Source organism: uncultured Ruminococcus sp. (assembly GCF_937915125.1).
Taxonomy (GTDB): Bacteria; Bacillota; Clostridia; order Oscillospirales; family Ruminococcaceae; genus Ruminococcus_C.
Genome location: NZ_CALDMP010000094.1, coordinates 19,138 through 41,326, shown reverse-complemented (window position 1 = coordinate 41,326; position 22,189 = coordinate 19,138). Strand labels below are relative to the sequence as shown.

General features: G+C 48.2%; 17 protein-coding genes. 4 read left to right on the top strand and 13 right to left on the bottom strand.

From position 1 onward, the window contains the following. Positions 1 to 83: 83 nt before the first annotated feature. The 8 genes from Q0418_RS09645 to nadA all read right to left on the bottom strand — a co-directional run bounded on the left by Q0418_RS09645 (position 84) and on the right by nadA (position 8,310). On the bottom strand, positions 84 to 797 hold the full coding sequence (locus Q0418_RS09645; RefSeq protein WP_298483921.1) for a gamma-glutamyl-gamma-aminobutyrate hydrolase family protein: 714 nt from the start codon (positions 795 to 797) through the stop codon (positions 84 to 86). Positions 798 to 974: 177 nt separating this feature from the next. Further along, positions 975 to 1,208, bottom strand: coding sequence for a hypothetical protein (locus Q0418_RS09640; protein ID WP_298483920.1), 234 nt, complete (start codon positions 1,206 to 1,208; stop codon positions 975 to 977). A 27-nt stretch (positions 1,209 to 1,235) separates the two neighbouring features. Next, entirely contained in the window at positions 1,236 to 2,768 is a 1,533-nt protein-coding gene (locus tag Q0418_RS09635; protein ID WP_298483919.1) for a sodium/proline symporter, read from the bottom strand. A gap of 229 nt (positions 2,769 to 2,997) precedes the next feature. Then, the gene (locus Q0418_RS09630) at positions 2,998 to 3,777 is read right to left on the bottom strand and encodes a HesA/MoeB/ThiF family protein (protein WP_298483918.1); all 780 of its coding nucleotides are present in this window, start codon (positions 3,775 to 3,777) and stop codon (positions 2,998 to 3,000) included. A 12-nt stretch (positions 3,778 to 3,789) separates the two neighbouring features. After that, the gene (locus Q0418_RS09625; RefSeq protein WP_298483917.1) at positions 3,790 to 4,509 is read right to left on the bottom strand and encodes a tRNA threonylcarbamoyladenosine dehydratase; all 720 of its coding nucleotides are present in this window, start codon (positions 4,507 to 4,509) and stop codon (positions 3,790 to 3,792) included. 30 nt (positions 4,510 to 4,539) lie between these two features. Beyond that, positions 4,540 to 6,576, bottom strand: a complete 2,037-nt coding sequence (locus tag Q0418_RS09620) for an HD domain-containing phosphohydrolase (RefSeq protein ID WP_298483916.1) — start codon at positions 6,574 to 6,576, stop codon at positions 4,540 to 4,542. Between the two features lie 120 nt (positions 6,577 to 6,696). Beyond that, positions 6,697 to 7,389, bottom strand: coding sequence for an HAD hydrolase-like protein (locus tag Q0418_RS09615; RefSeq protein ID WP_298483915.1), 693 nt, complete (start codon positions 7,387 to 7,389; stop codon positions 6,697 to 6,699). 3 nt (positions 7,390 to 7,392) lie between these two features. Next, the gene (gene nadA, locus Q0418_RS09610) at positions 7,393 to 8,310 is read right to left on the bottom strand and encodes a quinolinate synthase NadA (protein WP_298483914.1); all 918 of its coding nucleotides are present in this window, start codon (positions 8,308 to 8,310) and stop codon (positions 7,393 to 7,395) included. Between the two features lie 584 nt (positions 8,311 to 8,894). Here nadA and Q0418_RS09605 point away from each other — a divergent pair. Both Q0418_RS09605 and Q0418_RS09600 read left to right on the top strand, forming a co-directional pair. Then, positions 8,895 to 10,817: a diguanylate cyclase domain-containing protein gene (locus Q0418_RS09605; protein WP_298483913.1), complete on the top strand. Its 1,923-nt coding sequence runs from the start codon at positions 8,895 to 8,897 to the stop codon at positions 10,815 to 10,817. A 141-nt stretch (positions 10,818 to 10,958) separates the two neighbouring features. Beyond that, positions 10,959 to 13,499 (top strand): EAL domain-containing protein, encoded by a 2,541-nt coding sequence (locus Q0418_RS09600; RefSeq protein WP_298483912.1) that lies wholly within the window; start codon positions 10,959 to 10,961, stop codon positions 13,497 to 13,499. A 174-nt stretch (positions 13,500 to 13,673) separates the two neighbouring features. Here the strand turns inward: Q0418_RS09600 and lepA are convergent, their stop codons facing one another. Further along, positions 13,674 to 15,476, bottom strand: coding sequence for a translation elongation factor 4 (gene lepA / locus Q0418_RS09595; RefSeq protein WP_298483924.1), 1,803 nt, complete (start codon positions 15,474 to 15,476; stop codon positions 13,674 to 13,676). A 381-nt stretch (positions 15,477 to 15,857) separates the two neighbouring features. On the opposite strand from lepA, the gene Q0418_RS09590 reads away from it, so the two are divergent. Both Q0418_RS09590 and Q0418_RS09585 read left to right on the top strand, forming a co-directional pair. Then, positions 15,858 to 17,087 (top strand): ammonium transporter, encoded by a 1,230-nt coding sequence (locus Q0418_RS09590; RefSeq protein WP_298483911.1) that lies wholly within the window; start codon positions 15,858 to 15,860, stop codon positions 17,085 to 17,087. 14 nt (positions 17,088 to 17,101) lie between these two features. Continuing rightward, positions 17,102 to 17,440: a P-II family nitrogen regulator gene (locus tag Q0418_RS09585; protein WP_298483910.1), complete on the top strand. Its 339-nt coding sequence runs from the start codon at positions 17,102 to 17,104 to the stop codon at positions 17,438 to 17,440. A 59-nt stretch (positions 17,441 to 17,499) separates the two neighbouring features. Here the strand turns inward: Q0418_RS09585 and Q0418_RS09580 are convergent, their stop codons facing one another. From Q0418_RS09580 to cbiQ, 4 genes are all read right to left on the bottom strand, one after another. Then, on the bottom strand, positions 17,500 to 18,924 hold the full coding sequence (locus tag Q0418_RS09580; RefSeq protein ID WP_298483909.1) for a sirohydrochlorin cobaltochelatase: 1,425 nt from the start codon (positions 18,922 to 18,924) through the stop codon (positions 17,500 to 17,502). Position 18,925: 1 nt separating this feature from the next. Continuing rightward, a complete protein-coding gene (cobA, locus tag Q0418_RS09575) occupies positions 18,926 to 20,428 on the bottom strand; it encodes a uroporphyrinogen-III C-methyltransferase (protein ID WP_298483908.1) in 1,503 nt (500 codons plus the stop codon). Further along, complete coding sequence (locus tag Q0418_RS09570) at positions 20,425 to 21,288, bottom strand: ATP-binding cassette domain-containing protein (RefSeq protein ID WP_298483907.1); 864 nt, start codon at positions 21,286 to 21,288, stop codon at positions 20,425 to 20,427. The genes cobA and Q0418_RS09570 overlap by 4 nt, the downstream gene beginning before the upstream one ends. 69 nt (positions 21,289 to 21,357) lie before the next feature. After that, the gene (gene cbiQ / locus Q0418_RS09565; protein ID WP_298483906.1) at positions 21,358 to 22,179 is read right to left on the bottom strand and encodes a cobalt ECF transporter T component CbiQ; all 822 of its coding nucleotides are present in this window, start codon (positions 22,177 to 22,179) and stop codon (positions 21,358 to 21,360) included. Positions 22,180 to 22,189 lie beyond the last annotated feature (10 nt).

The following is a 22,189-nucleotide window of genomic DNA, read 5'->3' as shown; positions in this document are numbered from 1 at the left end:
GCCGCAAGGCGTGATTTAATCAGTGCTTCCTTAGCAATACTAACGCCGCTGTACGAAGTATTCCCGTACAGCGGCGTTTTTGTTTATTGTTGACATGCCTTCACGAAGGCAGTAAATATTTTTTCCTGATCTGCATCCCAGCTGTACATCCACTCAGGATGCCACTGCACTGCCCAGATCCATTTCTTTTCCGGCACACAGACAGCCTCTGCCAGACCATCCTCTGCCCGTGCCATAACCGAAAGTCCCTTTCCCAGGCAGCAGATACCTTGATGATGATAACTATTGACCGCAAGCTTCTCTTTCCGGAGCAACTCGTGCAGCGGACTGTTTGCAGTCAGCTCAACCTCATGCACTGCCCGTTCATAGGGCGGCGTCATGTGATGGTCGATCTCCTTTGCCGTGTCAAAATCCGTGGGAAGATCCTGATACAAGGTACCGCCGTGAAGCACATTGAACAGCTGTAAGCCCCGGCATATTCCCAGCACCGGCTTGTCTGCCTCCCATGCCAGCCCGTAGACATGCTTCTCCAGCGTATCCCGATAGGGGCATGTCTCGCCGCAATTCGCCGACTGCTTCGCACCATAATATGCCGGATCAACATCGTGACCGCCGGGGAACAGATAACCATCCAGATAAGAATCCAGTTGTTCTAGTTCTTTTGACGTTGCTTCCAGTGGCAGCATCACTGGAATTCCTCCGGCATGACGCAGTCCATTCAGATATCCCGGAATCATCCAGATACTGTTTTTTTTGCTATCAAATAGTGGAATAACGCCAATCATCGGTTGCTTCATGACACTCACCTTCCCAGAGATAGTATAGCATAACGGTAGGTATTTGTCAACGCGAAAAAGAAAAAGGCGGTTATTTTCAAATAATAGAAACAGAAAGGCAAGATGGACATTCGAAATGCAACAGAAAACCAAAACTCCGGCAGCTATATCAAACAGTGCCGGAGTCCGAAACATATATTATTTATTTGTCACCATTCCCTGCAATACCTTAACCATTTCCAGATCATCGGCTGTCACACGCATATTGGTGCAGAGGTTTTTGCCATCGGAAGTGGTGAGTTGAATCTCGATCACACTTCCCTCGTCAATTGCACCAGCTGCTGCGGAGAAGAACATGGGCACTTTCGGGTGATTCTGACGGAACCGCTCAAACAGGGATTTCATCTGGATCATCATTTTTGGATTCATCATAGAAACACGCCTCCATTTCTCGGAAAATTATGCACGCATCTTCTGCTTAACTTCTTCGAATTCATCCTGCACTTCCTGTTCCGGCGCAGCAGTCAGCAGAGAAACGATTACAATTGCTGCCAGAGCCACCAGGAATGCTGGCAGCAGCTCGTAGATATTCCACGCACCGCCCAAAGGACGAACAAGGAACTTCCATACGAATACCATTACGCCGCCTGCAATCAGACCAGCCAGTGCACCCCACTTGTTGGAGCGCTTCCAGAACAGTGCAGTCAGCATAACCGGACCAAAGGTTGCACCAAAGCCAGCCCATGCAAAGGATACGATCTGGAATACGGAGCTGTCCGGGTTCCAGGCGATGATCACCGACAAAGCTGCAATGACCAGCAGTACCACACGTGCTGCCAGCATGGAAGCCTTTGCGGAAAGGTTTACACGGAATACGCCGCGCAGCAAATTCTCGGACATACTGGACGAAGCTGCCAGCAGCTGGGAATCGGATGTGGACATGGTACATGCCAGAATGCCTGCAAAAATCAGACCAGCGAAAAGTGCTGCAACAATACCATTTTCGCTCATGAGTGTGGCAATTTTAATGACAACCGTCTCTGCCTGAGAGCTACCTTCCAGCTGTGCAATATTACCGTGTGCGCTCAGGGTATTGCCGATCACACCTATGAGGATGGCAACGCCCATGGAAATCACCACCCAGATGGATGCGATCCGCCGGGAAGTTTTGATCTTGCGGGTATCCTCGATTGCCATAAAGCGAAGTAAAATGTGAGGCATACCGAAGTAGCCGAGCCCCCATGCCATGGTGGAAACAATCGAGAGGAAACTATAATTGGTAGATGAACCGGTAGCTGCATCGTGGAGTTTTGTCAGCGACAAATAACCGGAAAGGGATTTGGCATTTTCCACAACGGCATCCAGACCGCCGGCTGTGCTGATACCAAATCCAACCAAGAGCAGTAGCGCAACTGTCATAACAATACTCTGGATCAGATCGGTAGTGCTTGCTGCCAGAAACCCGCCGATACTGGTGTAAATGATAATTACCACTGCGCTCAGAACCATGACAACGTGATAATCAATGCCGAAGAGGGACTGGAACAGCTTGCCGCAGGCAGCAAAACCCGATGCCGTATACGGCACGAAGAAAATCAGAATAATAAAAGCGGCAATTCCCATGAGGATATGTTTGTCGTCCCGGTAACGATTGGAGAAAAAGTCCGGGATGGTAATGGAGTTCCGACAGGTGTGGGAATAAACGCGAAGCCGCTTCGCCACAATAAGCCAGTTAAGATATGTACCAATCGCCAGACCGATGGCGGTCCATCCGGCATCGGCAACACCACTCAGATATGCCACGCCCGGCAGACCCATGAGAAGCCAGCTGCTCATGTCCGAAGCCTCCGCACTCATAGCAGTGACAAGTGGACCAAGCTTTCTGCCGCCCAGATAAAAGTCACCGACGTTGTTGTTCTTTTTAGAACATACCAAGCCGATGGTCACCATCATGATGAGATACGCCACAATGGTAATCAGGATACAAACCATATTTGATTCCATACAATTTTTTGATATGACCCGTTGTTTATAACGGATCATACGCCTCCTTTCCAAAATCACCCACGCAAAAATGCGCAGTTTCTCTTAGTATAACATAAATTTCTCCAAAAATAAACAAAAAAATATGAATTCTACCATGATAGAATAAAAAAATGCGGACATTGCCGCATTCTTATACTAATCCCTTAAGGAGTTTGAGAAATTCGTATTAGATAATCTAAACTTTTGCATACCAGGAAAGGTCGTAAATATCCGCCGATGCACCGCAGACACGGCAATGCGCCGAGCGATTCGGGAACGTCACTGTTCGAAACTGCATGGAAAGTCCGTCGAACACAAGCAGTTTTCCCACAAGCAAGGAATCCATACCCAGCAGAAATTTTACCACTTCCATTGCCTGGATAGAGCCAATAATGCCAGCAGTCATACCTATGACCGGTATCGGCGATGGCGGCGGATCTTCCGGCAAATCGCCGAAAATGCAGCGATAACAAGGGCCTTTATTGGGAACGTATGTCATAACCTGTCCGCCAAATCCGGTGATGCCGCCGTGTACAAAAGGCTTCTGCCCCAGTACACAGGCGTCATTGATGAGAAATTTATTTTTCAGCTGATCGGATGCATCCACCACGAAATCATAATGCGCTATGAGTTGCAGAATATTCGTGTCATCGGCAAAATACGGATATGTCTCGATATGAATATGAGGATTGAGTGCCGAGAGAGTTTCTGACGCAGATTCCGCCTTTTTTCTGCCGATACGGCTTTGGTTATGGAGAATCTGCCGCTGCAGGTTGGACACTTCCACCCTGTCACCGTCTGCAATGCCAATCGTTCCCACGCCTGCCGCAGCAAGATACATGGCGACCGGACTGCCAAGACCACCTGCCCCGATGATAAGCACCTGGCTCTGTGCCAGTTTTTCCTGACCGATTTCGCCAAGCTCCGGCATTTGAATCTGCCGGGAATAGCGCTGCAATTCCTCGGGTAGCAACATCTGATCTCTCCTTTAAAATTCCGCCCGGATGCCAGTGAGATCCTTGATGACCTCTCCCGCAAGAATCAGCCCAGCCACAGACGGCACAAAGGCATTGCTGCCCGGTACTTGACGGCGGTGGGAATCCTGCATATTGCATCCCTGAGGCGTAATGGGTTTCTCCTTGGAATAGACCACCTTCAGCTTCGGGATTCCCCGTTTTTTCAGTTCATGGCGCATCACCTTTGCCAGAGGGCAGACCGATGTCTTGAAAATATCCGTCACCTCAAACGCAGTGGGGTCAACCTTATTTCCAGCGCCCATGGAGCTGATGATAGGTGTACCGCAGCGATATGCCTGTTCTGCCAGTTCCAGCTTTCCTGTCACCGTGTCAATGGCGTCCACCACATAGTCATACTGCCGAAAATCAAACTGCGCTGCCGTTTCCGGCATATAAAACAAGGGATGAGTTGTCACCTGACAGTCCGGATGGATCTGGTGGATACGTTCCCTGGCAGCATCTACTTTATATTGCCCAATGGTCTCATGGGTAGCAATGATCTGGCGGTTCAGATTGGACAGGCACACCTGGTCATTGTCGACGAGATCCAGAGCGCCAATGCCGCTGCGTGCCAGTGCCTCCACCACATAGCCGCCCACGCCGCCAATGCCGAACACTGCCACACGGGATGCAGCAAGTTTCTGCATGGCATCTGCGCCAAAGAGTAATTCCGTTCTTGAAAATGTCTCCACCTGATACCTCTCTCCTATGCTATGTGCAGATCACATTGCGTCCCGATGAGTATTGAGCACCATCTCCACCTCATCCCGGATGGAAAGGAACGTCCCCACAATGATGGGGTCAAAATGGGATCCGCTGGATTCTTCCAGAATTTGAAATGCCTTCTCAATGGAAAAAGCATCTTTATATACACGTTTGCTGGTCAGTGCATCGAACACGTCCACTACTGCCATGATCCGGGCGCAAAGGGGAATCTCCTCCCCGGCAAGGTGATACGGATAGCCGCTGCCGTCCCATTTTTCATGGTGATACAATGCCATTTCGCTGGCGACTTTCAGATAGTCCTCACTCTCGATATCTGTCAGCGTTCTTTCAATGATATCGCCGCCTTCCAGCGTGTGGGTCTTGATGATCTCAAACTCCTCATTGGTAAGGCGACCCGGCTTATTGAGTACCACATCGGAGATCTTGATCTTTCCGATATCATGAAGCGGCGCAGCCTTGCACATCCGTTCCTGAACATCTGGTGTCAGTACATTGGCAAACTGCGGGAGTACGGCAAGATGCTTCACCAGAATTTTCAGATATTCACTGGTGCGCTTGACATGCTGCCCCGTAAAGTCATCTCTCGATTCCACCAGATCGGCAAAACTAACGATAATCTTGTTCTGGATTTCCTTTAATCTGCGGTTGGAATTGCGTAGATATGCCTGCTGCACGTACATGCTGATACAGCTGTCCAGAGTCATGACAAACTGGTGCATCCGCTGCACGGTATAGCTGAAATTGTTCGCAAAACAAACCATATAGCCATAGACGATCTGCTGATTATGGATGGCATAAATGACCACGGGATCGGGCTTTTCCAAAAAATCCTTCCAATCCGGCAAGAGCTGCTTCTCCATACAATTTTCGATGTGGATATTTTCCTCACCATAGAAAAAACGATAGCTCTTTCGCACCGGCGTATAAGGATTCTTATAATAACTGTGCTCCAGAGGGGATACCTCATCAAAGTCGGAATTCATGCAGATGTAGGAATCTGACCGGATGTAATATTTCAAAATGCTCTGAATCTCACAGGCATCCTGTTCAAAGGTCAGCTTTGTCAGCATATTGTTCATGGAGCGGTCATACTGCGCATTGTCATTCATTTTCGAATAAATCGAATTCACAGCACGGCTTACGGATTCCATGGAACACGCACGGCAGCCGCAGGATTCCGCAATGTCCAGTGTATATGGGAATAAATACTCCTGTTCCATCTTCTGTCCGTCAAAAGCCTGTTCCATTAACTCGGTCAGAAACGCGGCAAACTGGTTCAGATCCCGGCGGCAGGTGGTGATCCTGGGATAATGGTATTTTTCCTGCACAATACCATCAAAGCCCGTCACAACCACGTCCTTCGGCACATGCAGACCATGTTCTTCCAGTATCTCACAGGCGGCGATCGCCATAGAATCGTTAATGCACACGATTGCCTCGGGCAGTCCTTCCGGATCTGCCAGGAACCGTTCCATAACTTCCCGGGTGGGCACAGAATAGAAATTGCCATAGCCGAACCACTTTTCCGGAAACGGAATATGATGCTCTTCCAACACCTCCCGGAATGCCTGTACACGATTTTCAGAAGCCGGATTCCCTTGGAATCCGGCAATGCAAGCCAGCTTTGTAAAATGATGATCCTCCACCAAATGGGTCACCAGCTGACGGAACGCATCCACCTCATCAAAAGAGACACGAATGCAATTCGAAATCGTCTCTGTGGCTTCTATCACAAACACAGGAATATCGTGAACACGAGCTTCTGCAATGATGTCCTCCAGAATGTCCCGATTTTTCAGACACTGGGCAAAAATCACAATGACATCCGCTGAAACAGAATCAATCAGCTGAAAAATACTCGCTTCGCCCCGATCAAAAGGTGTATCCCGAAACAGATCCGAGGCACTGTTGAAGATCACACATTTCCAATCCTGTGCGGACAGCGCCTGATAAAGCGGCATAACCATACTCTGTGTGTTTTCGTTCTGAATCTCTGAAACACACAATGCCGCAACCTTGTGCCCATCTATCATATACCATTCCTCCGTAATTATACCAGCAACTCAGAGCAGAATATAGACTTTCTATTGTATCTATTATAGCACAATTTATCTATCATTGTCAATCAGAAAAGCAAATGATTTGTGCATTTTTCACGATGACACACGATTTTCCGGTTTTGCAAAGAGTTTTCTCAGAGCAGTCACATCCGCTGCCACTGCATCCGCATGATATGCCTCCATCTCTCCCTTTGGTGCATAGCCATAGCCCACACCGATACAAGGAATACCGCATGCATGTGCCCCGATGAGATCGTGTTTCCGGTCACCCACCATGACCACATGAGACGGTTCCTGTTCCAGGAGTCCCAGACGGCGCAGTGCCAGACGAATGATATCCTCCTTCGTTTCACCTTCCCGGTGAATATCGCTTCCGGCAATGACCTGGAAATATTCCGTCAAGTGAAAATGCTCCAGAATTTGCAGCGTATACACCTCTGGCTTGGAAGTTGCTACCGCCAGGATGTAACCCTTTGCCCTGAGCTCGCCAAGCAATTCCGGGATGCCGTCATATACAGCGTTTTCAAACATGCCGATTTTCGAAAATCGCACACGATACTGTTCCACTGCAAAAGACGCCTGTTCCGGCGGCATACCGCAGAATTCCTGAAAAGAAGTCAGCAGGGGCGGTCCTATAAAAGGATACAGCTTCGTCTCATCCGATTCCGGCATACCGCACTGTTCCAGGGCATATTGCACACACCGCAGAATTCCTTCCCGGGAATCCGTCAGAGTTCCGTCCAGATCAAAGAGAATATGTGTGCAGGTATTCGGTGCAAAGCCCATATCTCAGCCTCCCAGTGCGATCATCCGGTCAATGCAAAGGCGTGCTTTTGCAATGGTACGGCTGTCCAGGGTGATCTCCGTTCCCTCACCGTCTTTCAGGATATGATACACGTCCATGAGGGTTGTTGCCTTCATATTTTCGCAAATCAGTTTCTTTGCCAAGGGATAGAACCGTTTTTCCGGGCAGGTGTTCTGCAATGTCTCCGCAATGCTGATCTCTGTACCGATAATGAACTCCTTTGCGGGGGATTCCACGGCATACTGAACAATACCGGATGTAGAACCGATATAATCCGCCTGTTCGCAGACAGCCGGACGGCACTCAGGATGAACCAGCAGCAGCGCATCCGGGTGGGCACTCTTTGCCGCCTGAACATCCTTTGCTGTAACAGCTGCGTGGATGGGGCATCCGCCCTGGAGAAGCTTGATATTCTTTTCCGGCAGCTGTGCCTGGACATAAGCCCCCAGATTGCAGTCGGGAATAAATAAGATCTTATCGTTACTCAGCTGGGACACGATCTTTACTGCCGAAGAGGAGGTCACGCAGACATCACAGATGGTTTTCAGTTCCGCTGTCGTGTTGATGTAGGCAACCACAGTATAATCCGGATGCTTCATTTTCACTGCGTGGATCAGTTCCTTGTCCATCTGTTCCGCCATAGGACAGCCGGCAACCGGGCTGGACAGAAAGACATTCTTTTCCGGCGACAGAATCTTCACCGTCTCTGCCATAAAACGCACACCGCACATGAGAATATTTTTCTGGGGTGTATTTTTCGCCTTGACGCTGAGAGCATAGGAATCTCCTGTAAAATCTGCGATTTCTGCAATATCGCTGGTCTGATAGCTGTGCGCCAGGATACAGAAATCACGTTCTTTTTTCAAACGCAGTATTTCCTCTTGAATTTCTCGAATTTTCATAGTCTCAATCCCTTTCCAGCTTGAATTCCTCCGCAAGCTGTAGTTTTATATTCACTCAAAATATATCTTTTTTTCACGAATTATCCCAAAACAACTATGTTCCAGAAAAAAAGTTATACTTATTTTAGTATAACATGGTGCAAGCAAGTTGTCAAGAATTTCACAAAAAATATACATAGTACTTTCGTATGTTTCATTTTCGTAAATTCACGATTCAATGATTCTACGAAAATTGAAACAGCCATTGCCACGTCTAATACTTCCAGAAATGCCGCCTTTGAAATTGATTCTCAGCTAAAAAAACAGCAGTTTTCCACGGAAATGCAGGTTTTTTCAAACAGAATCCACATTTTTACCTCCCGAAATTTGTGCAAAACAGATACTTCACAAGCACTGTAAAATATGATATAATATTAGAAAGCGAATTATTGTGCAAATCGAATAGAATTTTAAATTTGAAGAATCGGAATATGTTATTTATCACAATACAAATGTTGTACCATTCGCTGCACCTGACTGTGCATATGACGTACAATCATTGCGCAGTATTGTCTGAACTTGAAATGGAAAGTGGGAAACAAATTATGATAGAAGATTACAAGCTGATTGGCGTATGTATATCCAGGATCCAGGAAGAATATCGCATTAACTGCATCCGGGCACTAAATCATTATGCCCGCAAATCTGGATATCGTCTGTTGGTTTTCAATACCAGTACAGATTTGTATTATAAAGATAATGCAAATGATATCGGAGAGGCTTCTGTTTTCCAGCTGATCCCATATGACAAACTTGACGCCATGGTTTTTTTTGCAGAAACGCTCAAAAACGAATTTGTCACAGACGCTATTTTACGTAGATGCAAGGAGCACGGTATTCCGGTCATGTCTATTGATTCCCATCTGGAAGGCTGCATCAATTTCTCCTTTGACTATTCCAATACATTTGAATTGCTTTGCCGCCACGTAATCAATGACCATCATGTCAAGCGTGTGTTTATGGTAGCGGGATTGAAAGATAATCGTTTTTCAGAAGAACGTGTGGAGGCTTTTCGTCAGGTGCTGAAAGAAAACAATCTTTCCCTTGAGGAAAATCAAGTTGGCTATGGCGATTTCTGGGAAAAACCTACGCGAGAAACCATGGAAAACTGGTTCGATTTGCAGAAGCTGAAAGTGCCAGATGCAATTATTTGTGCCAACGACTCAATGGCGATTGTGGTCAGCAATTTCCTGCAAAAGCGTGGATTTCGGATTCCGGAGGACTGTATTGTCACTGGTTTTGATGGAATCATGCAGGCAGGCTATCATATTCCTCATCTGACGACCTGTACCCAAGATTACGATGAAATGGGACGTGTTCTGGTGCAGACCATTGAGGACATCCGGAATGGCTGTTCGCCAAAAGGAAATCACGTTGTTGATTTCCACATCATCCATTCTCAATCCTGCGGATGCGAAGAAACAGACGCACGAAATGTCAACGATGCTATGCAGGATATACTAGATCGCCTTCGCCTTTCCCAGGAAAGACAGGAGCAGACCTGTCAATTGCAATCTTCGGTTACCAGTATGTCGTCCCTTTCTGAACTGCCTTCCATTCTCACAAATATTTTTATTTTTCATACAATCGTCTTTGCCATCAATGATGATATTTTCCGCGCACCGGATTTCGGGCAGAATCATCGGGGAGACAATGCATTCGGAGAAAGCGTCAATATCCTCTATCACCGCAATTTCTGGAATCCCGGCGAACCATGCATCATCCGCTGTACAGAGCTTGCGCCGCGGCTCCTGGAAATGCTGAAGCGGGAGAATCCCATTGTATTTTGTCCCATACACTTTATGGATCTAATCCTGGGCTATTGTGCTTTTCAGCCAGATATTGACAGCGACGAATACGAAAAAATAAATAGTTTCATGAATGCCATTAACTCTTCTCTTGGCATATATCATTCACAAATGCATACAAAATCCATCAATCTACAGCTCAAAAGTGCAAATAATGAGCTGGAACGGCTCTATGTGCATGATCATATGACGGGACTGCTGAATCGTCGGGGATTCTACCGACAGATCCGACAGCAGATGGACGACAGCACAGGAAAGGATCTAAGCATTATCCTGATTTCTGCCGATCTGGACGGATTGAAATACATTAACGATACGTTTGGCCATATCGAGGGTGATAATGCGATCACCACAGTGGGACATGCACTCATGACAAGTGCCATTCAGGGCGAAGTCTGCTCCCGGTTTGGCGGTGATGAATTCACTGTTGCCGGTATTATCTCAGATGCCGATCAGACCTATTTCGATGGATTCTTAAAGCGGTTTTATACCTATCTGGAACAGTACAATTCTGTTTCCAGAAAGCCATACCAGGTGGAATCCAGCATCGGTTTTTGCATTATGCCGCTCAGCAAGGAGATCGACCTGGATCAGATGATTAAAATCGCAGATGACCGCATGTATGAAAACAAGGTACAGCGAAAAAAAGCCAGACGATAACGGAAAACTATTTGCATCGATATTTGCGCATTTTCTACAGCATAATTCTTTTGCAAACAGATTCCTAGGGAAACACTGATGCGTGCCAAGTCGCAGGCGTGATTGAATCAGTGGTTCCCTAGTTTATACGAGGTGATGACATTGAAACATGGGACACTCTCTACCATTTCTTTTCTATATGACGATCAGGCAGGTCTAGAAGCCTTTATTCAAAAAAACTGTATCACAAATAATGCACAGACTTCCCAGTGGCTTGTCTGTATCCATACATGCTGCCACACACAGCTTGGCTCTGTTGCCATAGCGAAGCATGTTTCAAAACTGCTTCCCAATGCCAAAATCATCGGTACAAGTGCTTCTGCTGTTATTGCCCGCGGCACTGTGTATGAAGACAGCTGTCTTCTTCTGTTCACGCGATTTGACCACACAGATATTACGGTGCATCGGCTTTCCTATGAAAGTCTTACGCCCAGAAAGCTGGCAGAATGCACATGCCGTGAGGTGATCCGCAACAACACAAAAGCAATTTTGGGCTTTTTTTCAGATCAGTATTTGCAGGCACAGGAATACCTCGACCATCTGCACAACCAGGGCGTGGATGTTCCCATGGGAGGCGGACTCGTCAGCCCCAATCTCTACGGAACATATACCTTCGATGAAAACGGCGCTTATCAGAACATGCTTATGCTTGCGGCAATGCACAGTGATGTCTTGCGCTGTTATCACGGTGTCATAAACGGTCATGAGGCCTTCAGCGACGCATATACAATCACTTCTGCCAAAGGCAGTGATATTTTAGAGGTGGAAAACACGCCGGCAGTCGCTTGGTTTTGCGATAAACTCGGTGTCAGCAGCATCGGTGATTCTGATACACCTGCACTTTGTTCTGATCTGCTTCTTCGTTTTCCATTGATACGTACTGACGAAAGCCATGCAAGCCGGTTGGTTCGCTATTGTGAGCCGCGTGATCAAATGGAGGCTTACTCCACTGAGATTGAGCCTGGCATGAAGTTTCGTCTGGGCTATCTCAGTCCTTTGACCGCAGCGGCAGAACTGAAACAAATCTGCCGTACGCTGGAAACGACCCCCTGCCAGACCATTTTCACATATCCATGCATTTTCCGCCGGAATTACCTTAGCAACTGTACTGAATGGGAACTTCGCATGTTCCGGAGCGGCCGGATTTGCGGTACATTTATGTACGGCGAGATTAACATGGCTGAACAGCGCAATGCCCTTTACATCGGTTCCCACAGTCTCTTCGGACTTTCTGAATCCGATTCAGACTATTTGCCAATCGACCGCACGCTTCTGGAAAATCTCCAATGTCTGGACGAGGACTGGCAGGATATCCATCAATATATTCTTAGAATTCAGAATGAACAGCTGTATGAAAAAGATCTGGCAGTCTCTGCAATGATTCAGCGCAAGGAAGATAATTTGCGCCACAGTATGTTTGTTGATAAGGAAACGAGGCTGGAAAATCTGGTGAAATACAAATATGATGATATGAAAAATCAATACGATAAGATCTGCATGATCTCGATTGAAAAAGGAATCCTCATCTCCGGTCGCCGCGGCACAAAGGTCTGGAACCGTCTGATGCAGGAAAATATCCAGCAAGTGAAAAATACACTCCATGACGATGCACTGCATCTGTACTGCAACGACACCTGGTCTTTCTTCTTCACAGCCGGAAAAGACTATCCGGATGAACTATTTTTGCAGAAGGCGGAGGAAGTATTCCGGGAATGCGGCTATTGTTTTTGCAGTGAATATGACATTACAGCTGTAAACAATTTCCACGTTGTTATCGGTGAGACCAATCTTCTGGAAAAAGTGCAGCTTTGCATGTCTTCTCAGACAGATCATAACGCACGCTTCTTCATCTACAACAAAGACAATGCGGAAATGATCAAGCAGATGGACGAAAAGCTGTTCATGACAAACGTCATCAGCGATGCCATTCTCTATGACCGCATCGTCCCCTATTTCCAGCCCATCCGCGACAACCGTACCAAGGAAATTACAAAGTACGAAGCTTTAATGCGTCTTTCAGACAAAGACAGAAATATCTATGCGCCTGGTCAGTTCCTGGAAATCGCAAAGGATTATCACCTTTATCTCCAGCTTTCTCAGCTTATGATCCGCAAAGTGCTGGAGCTGTTCCGTGACCGGAAGGAATGCGTCTTTCTGAATCTCTCGGCATATGACATCGGTTCCAAGTCCAACCGTTCGTTCTTGTATGATCTGCTCAGCGAACTGCCGCCGGAAGCATGTGAACGTATCACCTTTGAAATACTTGAATCCGAAAAGGTACGAGACTTCCAGGAGATGGTGGAATTTCTCAATGACATCCGGAAGTTTGGCGTAAAGATCGCCATTGACGATTTCGGCGCAGGTTTTTCCAATTTTACCGCCATCATCCGTGTCAATCCGGATTTCATCAAGATTGACGGCGACCTGATCATCAACTGCGACAAGGATCCCGTAAAAAAGATCTGTCTCCAGGCAATTACAGACATTGCCCGGGGCATTGATGCTGAGCTGATCGCAGAGCACGTGGAAAATAGCGACGAACAAGAAACGGTAGAATCGGTCAACATTGAGTATACCCAGGGCTATTACTTCTCCAAGCCCGTTCCCTATGATGTTCTGAACAAAAAAACAGACGAAGCATAATTTCTCAGAAATCAAAAACCCGATGAAGATACTCTTTTGTATCTCCACCGGGTTTTTCTGTTTCTAAGGCAATACCGCATAAAGATTGTGCGTCAGATGTACTCTACGAGCATTTTTGTGAAATATGACGTGCAAAGCCGCTAGGCGCTCTTTGTGCGGTGTTGCCCTAAAAAATTACGAATCGCTGTCCAGCTTCAGCACGCTCATAAATGCCTCCTGAGGCACTTCTACGGAACCAAGCTGACGCATCCGCTTTTTGCCTTCTTTCTGCTTCTCCAACAGCTTTTTCTTTCGGGTAATATCGCCGCCGTAGCACTTCGCAAGAACATCCTTGCGCATTGCCTTGATGGTCTCTCTGGCAATGATCTTGCCGCCGATGGCAGCCTGTACCGGGACTTCAAAGAGCTGGCGTGGAATATTCTCTTTCAGCTTTTCCACGATTTTTCTGCCACGCTCATATGCCTTGTCCGCATGAATGATAAAGGACAGGGCATCCACGATTTCACCGTTCAGCAATACATCCAGTTTCACCAGCTTCGACGCCATATAGTCACTCAGCTCATAGTCAAAGGACGCATATCCTCTCGTCCGGGATTTCAGCACATCAAAGAAATCATAGACAATTTCATTCAGGGGTAATGTGTAGTGCAGAGATACACGTGTATCATCCAGGTATTGCATATTCTCAAATACGCCACGCCGGTTCTGACACAGTTCCATGACATTGCCCACGAAATCCGAGGGTGTCAGGATCTCCGCCTTTACCATAGGCTCTTCCGCCATCTGGATCACAGCCGGATCCGGATAATTGGTCGGGTTGTCAATATACTGAACCTCGCCGTTTGTCAGGGTGACACGATAAATAACCGACGGCGCTGTGGTAATAAGATCCAGATTGTATTCCCGTTCCAGACGCTCCTGGATGATTTCCATGTGCAATAGTCCCAGGAATCCGCACCGGAATCCGAAACCCAGGGCAATGGATGTCTCCGGTTCAAAGGACAGGGACGCATCGTTCAGCTGTAATTTCTCCAATGCCTCCCTGAGATCCCCATAGCGTGCACCGTCTGCCGGATAAATACCGGAGAACACCATGGGATTGACTTTCCGGTATCCGGGCAGAGGTTCTGCACAGGGTCGGTCAGCATGGGTTACCGTATCACCCACCTGGGTGTCACCGATGCTTTTGATGGATGCGGACAGATAGCCAACCTCACCGGCACGGAGCTGACCGTCATTGACCAGCGTATTGGTGGTCATATAGCCGGCTTCTACTACCGTAAACTCGGCGCCTGTTGCCATGAGCCGGATGGTATCACCAACCTTGACAGTTCCCTCTTTTACACGCACATAAATGACAACACCCTTATAGGCATCGTAATAGCTGTCGAAGATCAGTGCCTGCAAAGGCGCATCAGGATCGCCCTTTGGTGCAGGAATTTCCGTCACGATCTGTTCCATAACCGCTTCAATGTTGATGCCTGCCTTTGCAGAGATTCGGGGGGCATCCATTGCAGGAATGCCAATGACAGTTTCGATTTCCTCACAGACACGCTCAGGATCTGCAGCCGGCAGGTCAATTTTATTGATCACCGGAACAACTTCCAGATCGTGCTCGATGGCAAGGTAAGTATTCGCCAGAGTCTGTGCCTCGATGCCCTGAGAAGCGTCAACCACCAGAATGGCGCCTTCACATGCAGCAAGGCTTCGGGAAACCTCATAGTTGAAGTCCACATGCCCCGGCGTATCGATCAGATTAAAGACATAGGTCTCGCCGTCCTTGGCACGATAGTTCAGACGAACGGCACGTGCCTTGATGGTAATGCCCCGTTCCCGTTCGATATCCATATTATCCAGGATCTGATCCTCCATATCCCGTTTGGCAACAGTATAAGTCTGCTCCAGAATCCGGTCCGCAAGGGTGGATTTTCCATGGTCAATATGGGCAATAATACAAAAATTGCGAATATGATCCATCATAAAAGCGTTCTTCCTCTCTATACTCATTTCTATCAAAGTACCATAAAAAGAACCGCCGCAGCACCTGGACTCCAGCGGTGGTTGTCAACTATGGTAATATTATACCCTGTCCGGGCAAAAAAGTCAAGAACCAATTGTACAGATTCCGCAGGACCGTCCGCACTTCTGAGAATGCCACCGGAACAGTGCAGAAAATTGTCTTGTATTTTTATTTTGGAATTGTATCTTTTGAACCAACCGTTTTTTCTGTATAATAAGGTTAGCGTGATATTGCAATACACAAGCTGGCTTGAAATAGTGACAAAACAGACCGACATGCAGATAAAACAGGTACAATCACAAATCCGAAAACAAGATAATGAGACAGGAGTAATCTGAATGACTGGTAATGTTGCTTTTATGTTTTTATGCACGATTCTGGTGTTTCTCATGACGCCGGGACTGGCGTTTTTTTACGGCGGTATGGTGCGCAGAAAAAATGCGCTGAATACCATGATGTTTTGCTTTGCCATGTTCGGTATCGGCATGGTACTCTGGATTTTGGTGGGCTATTCTCTCAGCTTCGGGGAAGATCACTTTGGTATCATCGGTGACCTGAAGCATGTGTTCCTCCGTGACGTCTCTTTTGCATCCGGTGAAAACGGAGAAACGCCGGAAATTCTGCTTGCCATGTTCAATATGATGTTTGCGGTGATCTCGCCTGCTATCATTCTTGGCGCATTGGCAGAACGCATGAAATTTTCCAAAATGATGATTTTTGTTGTGATCTGGTCATTTCTGGTTTATTATCCCCTGGCGCACATGGCGTGGGGCGGCGGACTGCTGGAAATGATCGGCTCCATTGATTTTGCAGGCGGAAATGTTATCCATATCAGCACCGGCGTTTCCGGTCTGGTGGCATGTCTGTTTCTGGGCAAGCGAAAGGGCTATGGTGCCATGTCCTACCACCCCCACAATATCCCCCTGTTCCTGTTGGGCGCAGCAATTCTGTGGGCTGGATGGTTCGGATTCAACTGCGGCTGTGCCGGTGCTGCCGACAAAACTGCACTGCTGGCATTCTGTAACACTGCCCTTTCCTCTGCTACAAGTATGCTTGTCTGGATGGGCATCGAAACTCTGGTGCAGAAAAAATGCACGGTCATGGGTGCAGTAACCGGCGGTATTGTCGGTCTGGTAGGTATTACACCCGGCGCAGGCTATGTACCGCTCTGGTCCGCACTGATCATCGGTGCAACTACCGCTCCCATCTGCTATCTGGCAATTTCGAAAATCAAGAAGAAGTTCGGCTATGACGATGCATTGGACGCATTCGGTTGTCATGGTGTGGGCGGTATCTGGGGCGGCATTGTCACCGGTATTTTCGCCACAAAGGAAATGAACGATGCAGTGCCTCACGAGGGCTTGCTCTACGGAGACTATCAGCTGTTTCTGGCACAGCTCGGCGCTGTTGCCATCTCCATTGCAGTGGCAGTTGTCATGACATCCCTGATCCTGCTTGTTCTGAAAAAATGCGGCGGCATCCGGGTATCCGATATGGAAGAAGCACAGGGGCTGGATCTCATCGAACACGGCGAGCGTGCCTATCCTGCCTTTAACGGTCTGGACTAACGAGGTGACATGAAATGAAAAAAATTGAAGTAATTTTTCGCCCGGAAAAACTGGAGCCTTTGAAAGAAAAGCTTCTGGAAGCCGGAATACAGGGCGTGACGATCTTTCAGGTTAGCGGCTGCGGCAACCAACATGGCTGGATCGCCTATCATCGGGGCAATGAGGTAATGATGAACACCCTGCCGAAAGTATACCTGATGACCGTTGTCAAAGATGACGAGGTGGAGCATATCCTACACCTCATCAAGGAGATTGTCTATACCGGAAATGTGGGCGATGGCAAAATATTTATCTCCACAGTGGATGAATGTATCCGCATTCGCACCGATGAAACCGGAGATGCTGCACTATAAGTAAATCGCTAAAAAAAGCAAGCGTTCGGACAAATTACCAGGCGCTTGCTTCTTTTATTTTAGTTCGTTTCTGTATCAAATTCCTCTGTGCACAGCATTTCCCCCACATGGGCGGCATACAGTGCCTGAACAGCTGGATATTCACCCAATCCCCGGAGCAGTGCCGTAACATGATAACCATGTCTGGTCAGAATGGACTTCCAGGAATCCTCACCCTCTCCAGCCATATCATTCTGGGCATGATCCCCGGCCACCAGCATCATGGGCAATAAAACCACTTCATGATATGCCGTTTCCTCCAGCTGTTCCAATACTGTGTCCAGTGTGGGATAGCCCTCCACTGTTCCCACAAATACATTGGAATAGCCGGAACGTTTCAGCCAATAATCAAACGCCGGATACGCCTGATTTGCTATATGAGTAGTACCGTGTCCCATGAGCACATACGCCTTGGAATCCGACATGGAAATGGATTCTTTCAGCGCATGTATCAGTGCCGGATAATCCGGGGTATCCGTCAGAAGCGGTCTGCCGATCTGCAAAACAGAAATGCTATGGGCAAACTGCGCCGCATCACGGCAAAGATCGTCATATTCCTCACCGGGAATCACATGGGTCGGCTGACAGTACACATGGGTATATCCTGCCTTTTTCAGACGTTCCAGGGCTTCGGGAACTGTGTCAATCTCGATGCCGCTGCGGCGCATTTTGCGAATGATCATGCCGCTGGTAAACGCACGGAATACATCTGCCTCCGGGAACGCTGCCTGGATGGCACGCTCTACGGCACCAATGGTTTTTTCCCGGGTATTTTCATAGCTGGTGCCAAAGCTGACCGCCAGAATCGCCGTCTTTTTCAGTGGCAGTGTCCCATCACTCAGCTTTGCCGCATATTCCAGAAATGCCTGTCTGCCTTCATCCCGATACAGCTGGAGCACTCCCGGCGACGTGAGCCTGTTCAGCATCTGACGGCGCCGATATGCATCGGGCACAGTCGTTTTCCATTCTTCCCGGAGTTCCTCTAATATGCTGCAAAGTCCGGCATATTCCTCCAGCTTCGGTTCAAGCTCCCGGCAGATCGCCGCCGCCAGACCAGGAGAAGAGCCTTCCGTGGAAACCGCCGCAGTGATTTTGCCCCGATGCCGCTGGGCAGGCACGCTGAAATCCGGTGTTACTTCAGCGCAGTCTGTCACAGAGGAGGAAAGAATTTTCATCTCCTGGGCATCCCGCACGATGGCGGCATTCAGTGCCGAATCATTTGTGGCGGCGAATACCAGCATACTCTCGGCCAGCAGTTCCGGCGTATACCGGCTTTGTACATATGTCAGTTTATGCTTTGTCAACTGTGCCGGAATGGGTTCCGGTGCAATTACTGTTACCGCAGCGCTTTGTTCCAACAACGTCAGGATCCGGCGCTGCGCCACCGTTCCAGCACCAATCACCGTACATTTTCTGCCTTTTACTTCCAAAAAAACCGGATACATTTCATACCTCTTTCTCACTCAGTGCATCCTGCAAAATACAGTCCGTGATTCCTTCTATGGTGGCATTTTCTGCGGTATATGCTACAGGAATTCCCAGTGCTTCTGCTGTTCTGGTGGTCACTGCACCGATGGAGATCACCTTTGCCGGACATGCCGCTTCCGGGTCACGCATCTGCCCATAAGCACGCACAGCCGAGGAACTGGCAAATACCAGATAATCTGCATCCTGTAACGCCATACGCAGCAGGGTCTCCTTTTGCAGATTTGTTTCCGTCCGATACAGTGACACTGCATCAAAGGATTTTCCGGCATTCTGGAGCAGATCCGGTAGCACCGTAGAACCATTCTCCGCACGCATGAGCAGAACCCGGTCATAGTCGGATAACTGTGGAATGAGTGCTTCCGCCAGATAGCGGCTTTCGAACTGCTGGGGCACACAATCCACATAGATGCCCTTTTCTGCTAGTGCCTTGGCAGTTCCCGTTCCGATGGCGGCAAACTTCAGGTGCGACAGCTGACGCAGATCCACCTCATCTTGCACCAATGCATCAAAGAACAGCTGCACACCATTTCCGCTGGTCAGGACAATCCAGCTGTATGCGTTCCAATCCACATTACGCAGCAGTCCGGGAACTGGTTTGGTGGTATCAATCAGACTGATCTCTTCCGTTTCAGCGCCGTATTGCCGCAGATGCTCTGCCAGAAGCCGTGCATGTTGGGGTGTGCCCGTAGCGATCACCTTTTTCCCGAACAAGGAACCACGCTCGAACCAGTTCAGTTCCTGCCGCAGGGAAACTACATTCCCAATGACAGTCATTGCCGGCGTGTGGATCTGCTGCCGTTGTACCTCCTCTGCAATGGTGGAAAGCGTACCCACAGCGGTTTTCTGATGGGCAGTTGTCCCCTGCTGAATAACTGCCGCCGGAGTATCCGGGGATTTTCCATTTTCTATTAGTGCAGCGGCAATATGGGGCAGATTGGTCAGGCTCATGAGAAATACCAGCGTGCCGTCCAGCTTTGTCAGAGTCGCATAGTCCAATTCCGGCTGGTTTCCTATTTTTTTGTGCCCGGTAATGACATGAAAAGAGGAAGCATAATCCCGGTGGGTCACAGGAATCCCGGCATATGCCGGTGCACTGTAACAGGATGAAATCCCCGGTACGATTTCAAAATCCACACCATGTGCCAGAAGTACCTGTGCCTCTTCGCCGCCGCGTCCGAAAATAAAGGGATCGCCGCCCTTGAGCCGCACGACCGTTTTCCCCTTTTTCGCCAGTTCTGCCAGAAGAAGATTGGTTTCATACTGCTTTTTATAATGATGCCCGGCAACTTTTCCCGCAAAAATCAGCTCACATCCAGGCTTCGCCAGATTAAGAACAGACGGGCACGCCAGCGCATCATAGACAATAACATCTGCCTCCCGGAGACAGCGCTCGCCCTTTCGTGTCAGCAGTTCCGGGTCACCCGGCCCTGCCCCAAGCAAATAGACTTTTCCCTGTTTCATATTGCATCCTCCCCTTTCAGTGCGTCCAGACATTGCAAAATCTGCTTTCTTGCGCCGGAAATGGTTGCCTCGGAAAAATCCACATCAAGACCGTCTTCCTTTTGCAATACCTCCAGCAAGTGTGAGAGTCTCGGCAGACGGAGATGATGACTGCGCAGAAGCTCCGGCTGCAAAAAAATCTCCTTTGGTGTGCCATGGGTCAGAATCTTTCCCTTGTCGATGAGATAAATCATATCCGCATAGACAGGAATAACGTCAATATCATGCGTGGAAAGCAAAATGGTAGTATGCTGTTCCTTACAGACCCGTTTGAGCAGATGCATCAGTTCGCTGACGCCCACCGGGTCAAGACCAGCTGTCGGCTCGTCCAGAATAATCACTTCCGGCTGCATTACCATAATACCGGCAAAGGAAACACGTTTTTTCTGCCCGAAGCTGAGGGAATGGGTGGAACGGTCACGCAAATCTGTAATACCAATCTGTTCCATTACTGCCTCTACCCGGCGATGTACCTCTTCCTTCGGCAGTCCCATATTGACAGCACCAAAGGAAATGTCCTGATAGACCGAAGCGGAGAACAGCTGGTCATCGGGGTTCTGAAAGACAATTCCCACCTTTGACCGCAGCTTCCGTAATCCTTCTTTTTTATAGGAGATGGGTTCTCCGTGAAACAGCACTTCCCCGTGTTCTGGCTGTAAAATGCCATTAAAATGGAGAAAGAGCGTGGATTTTCCGGCACCATTGGCGCCGAGCAATGCCGTAGTCTTTCCCTCCTCAATTGTCAGAGAAAGATCTTCAATGGCATGTGTGCCCTCTTCATAACCATAGGTCAAGTGCTTTGCTTCTAAAATTGCACCCATAGAAAACCTCCTTTTTGTGACAATTCGATTTTGATAGTGGAGGGACTGCACTCCAACTGACAATAAAATTCACATATTATAGATTTTTAAAGCAATGACGACCACCGTCATTATAACACCGTACACAACAGAACCGATCAGCAGCTGCGGTTTCGTTTCATATGCCAGTCCCAATGTGGTCAGGTCACCTGTATAACCGCGAGATTCCATCGCCATATAGGTACGCTCTGCCTGCCGGTATGCACGGATAAACAAGTTCGAAATCAGCTGCCCGGTGGAATAGAATCCGGTTTTTAGTGTACTGTATCCCAGCCGGCACTCCTGAGCATTGCGTATCTGGGAGGATATTTCCATGAGCACGAAGATGTACCGATACACCAGTTCCATGATCTCCACCAGAAATGCCGGCACATGCATTCGCCGCAGAGCAGTAAACAGCTCTGTCATGGGTGTTGTGACAGACAGAAAATACATACAGCTGACTGCCGCCAGACATTGGACAAACAAGTGTCCGAACTGATCCAGGCTGGCAGACGTAATACCAATGTGCCAGTGTCCCAGAGTCAGCGCATATAGCATATCCTGCGGCGTCCTGGTGATCTGAATCAGTACCATAACACTACCCAGTACAATAAAGGTAAGAGGAATCTTCATCAGCTGCATCACATGGTGCCACCGTGTTTTTCCCACGGCAGTCATGGCAAGCAGCATACAGATCAGGATCAATATGCTCACAAGATATGTCTTGGAGACAAGACACAGCACCAAGCTGTAAAGTGATACAAAAATCTTCAAAAAGGGCGACACCTTGCGAAGTGATGAGGCATAGGCAATCTGGTCAATGAGAATCCGTTCCCCGTGGGAATGGGAATGGTGATGTACATGCTTCATGAGATCATCC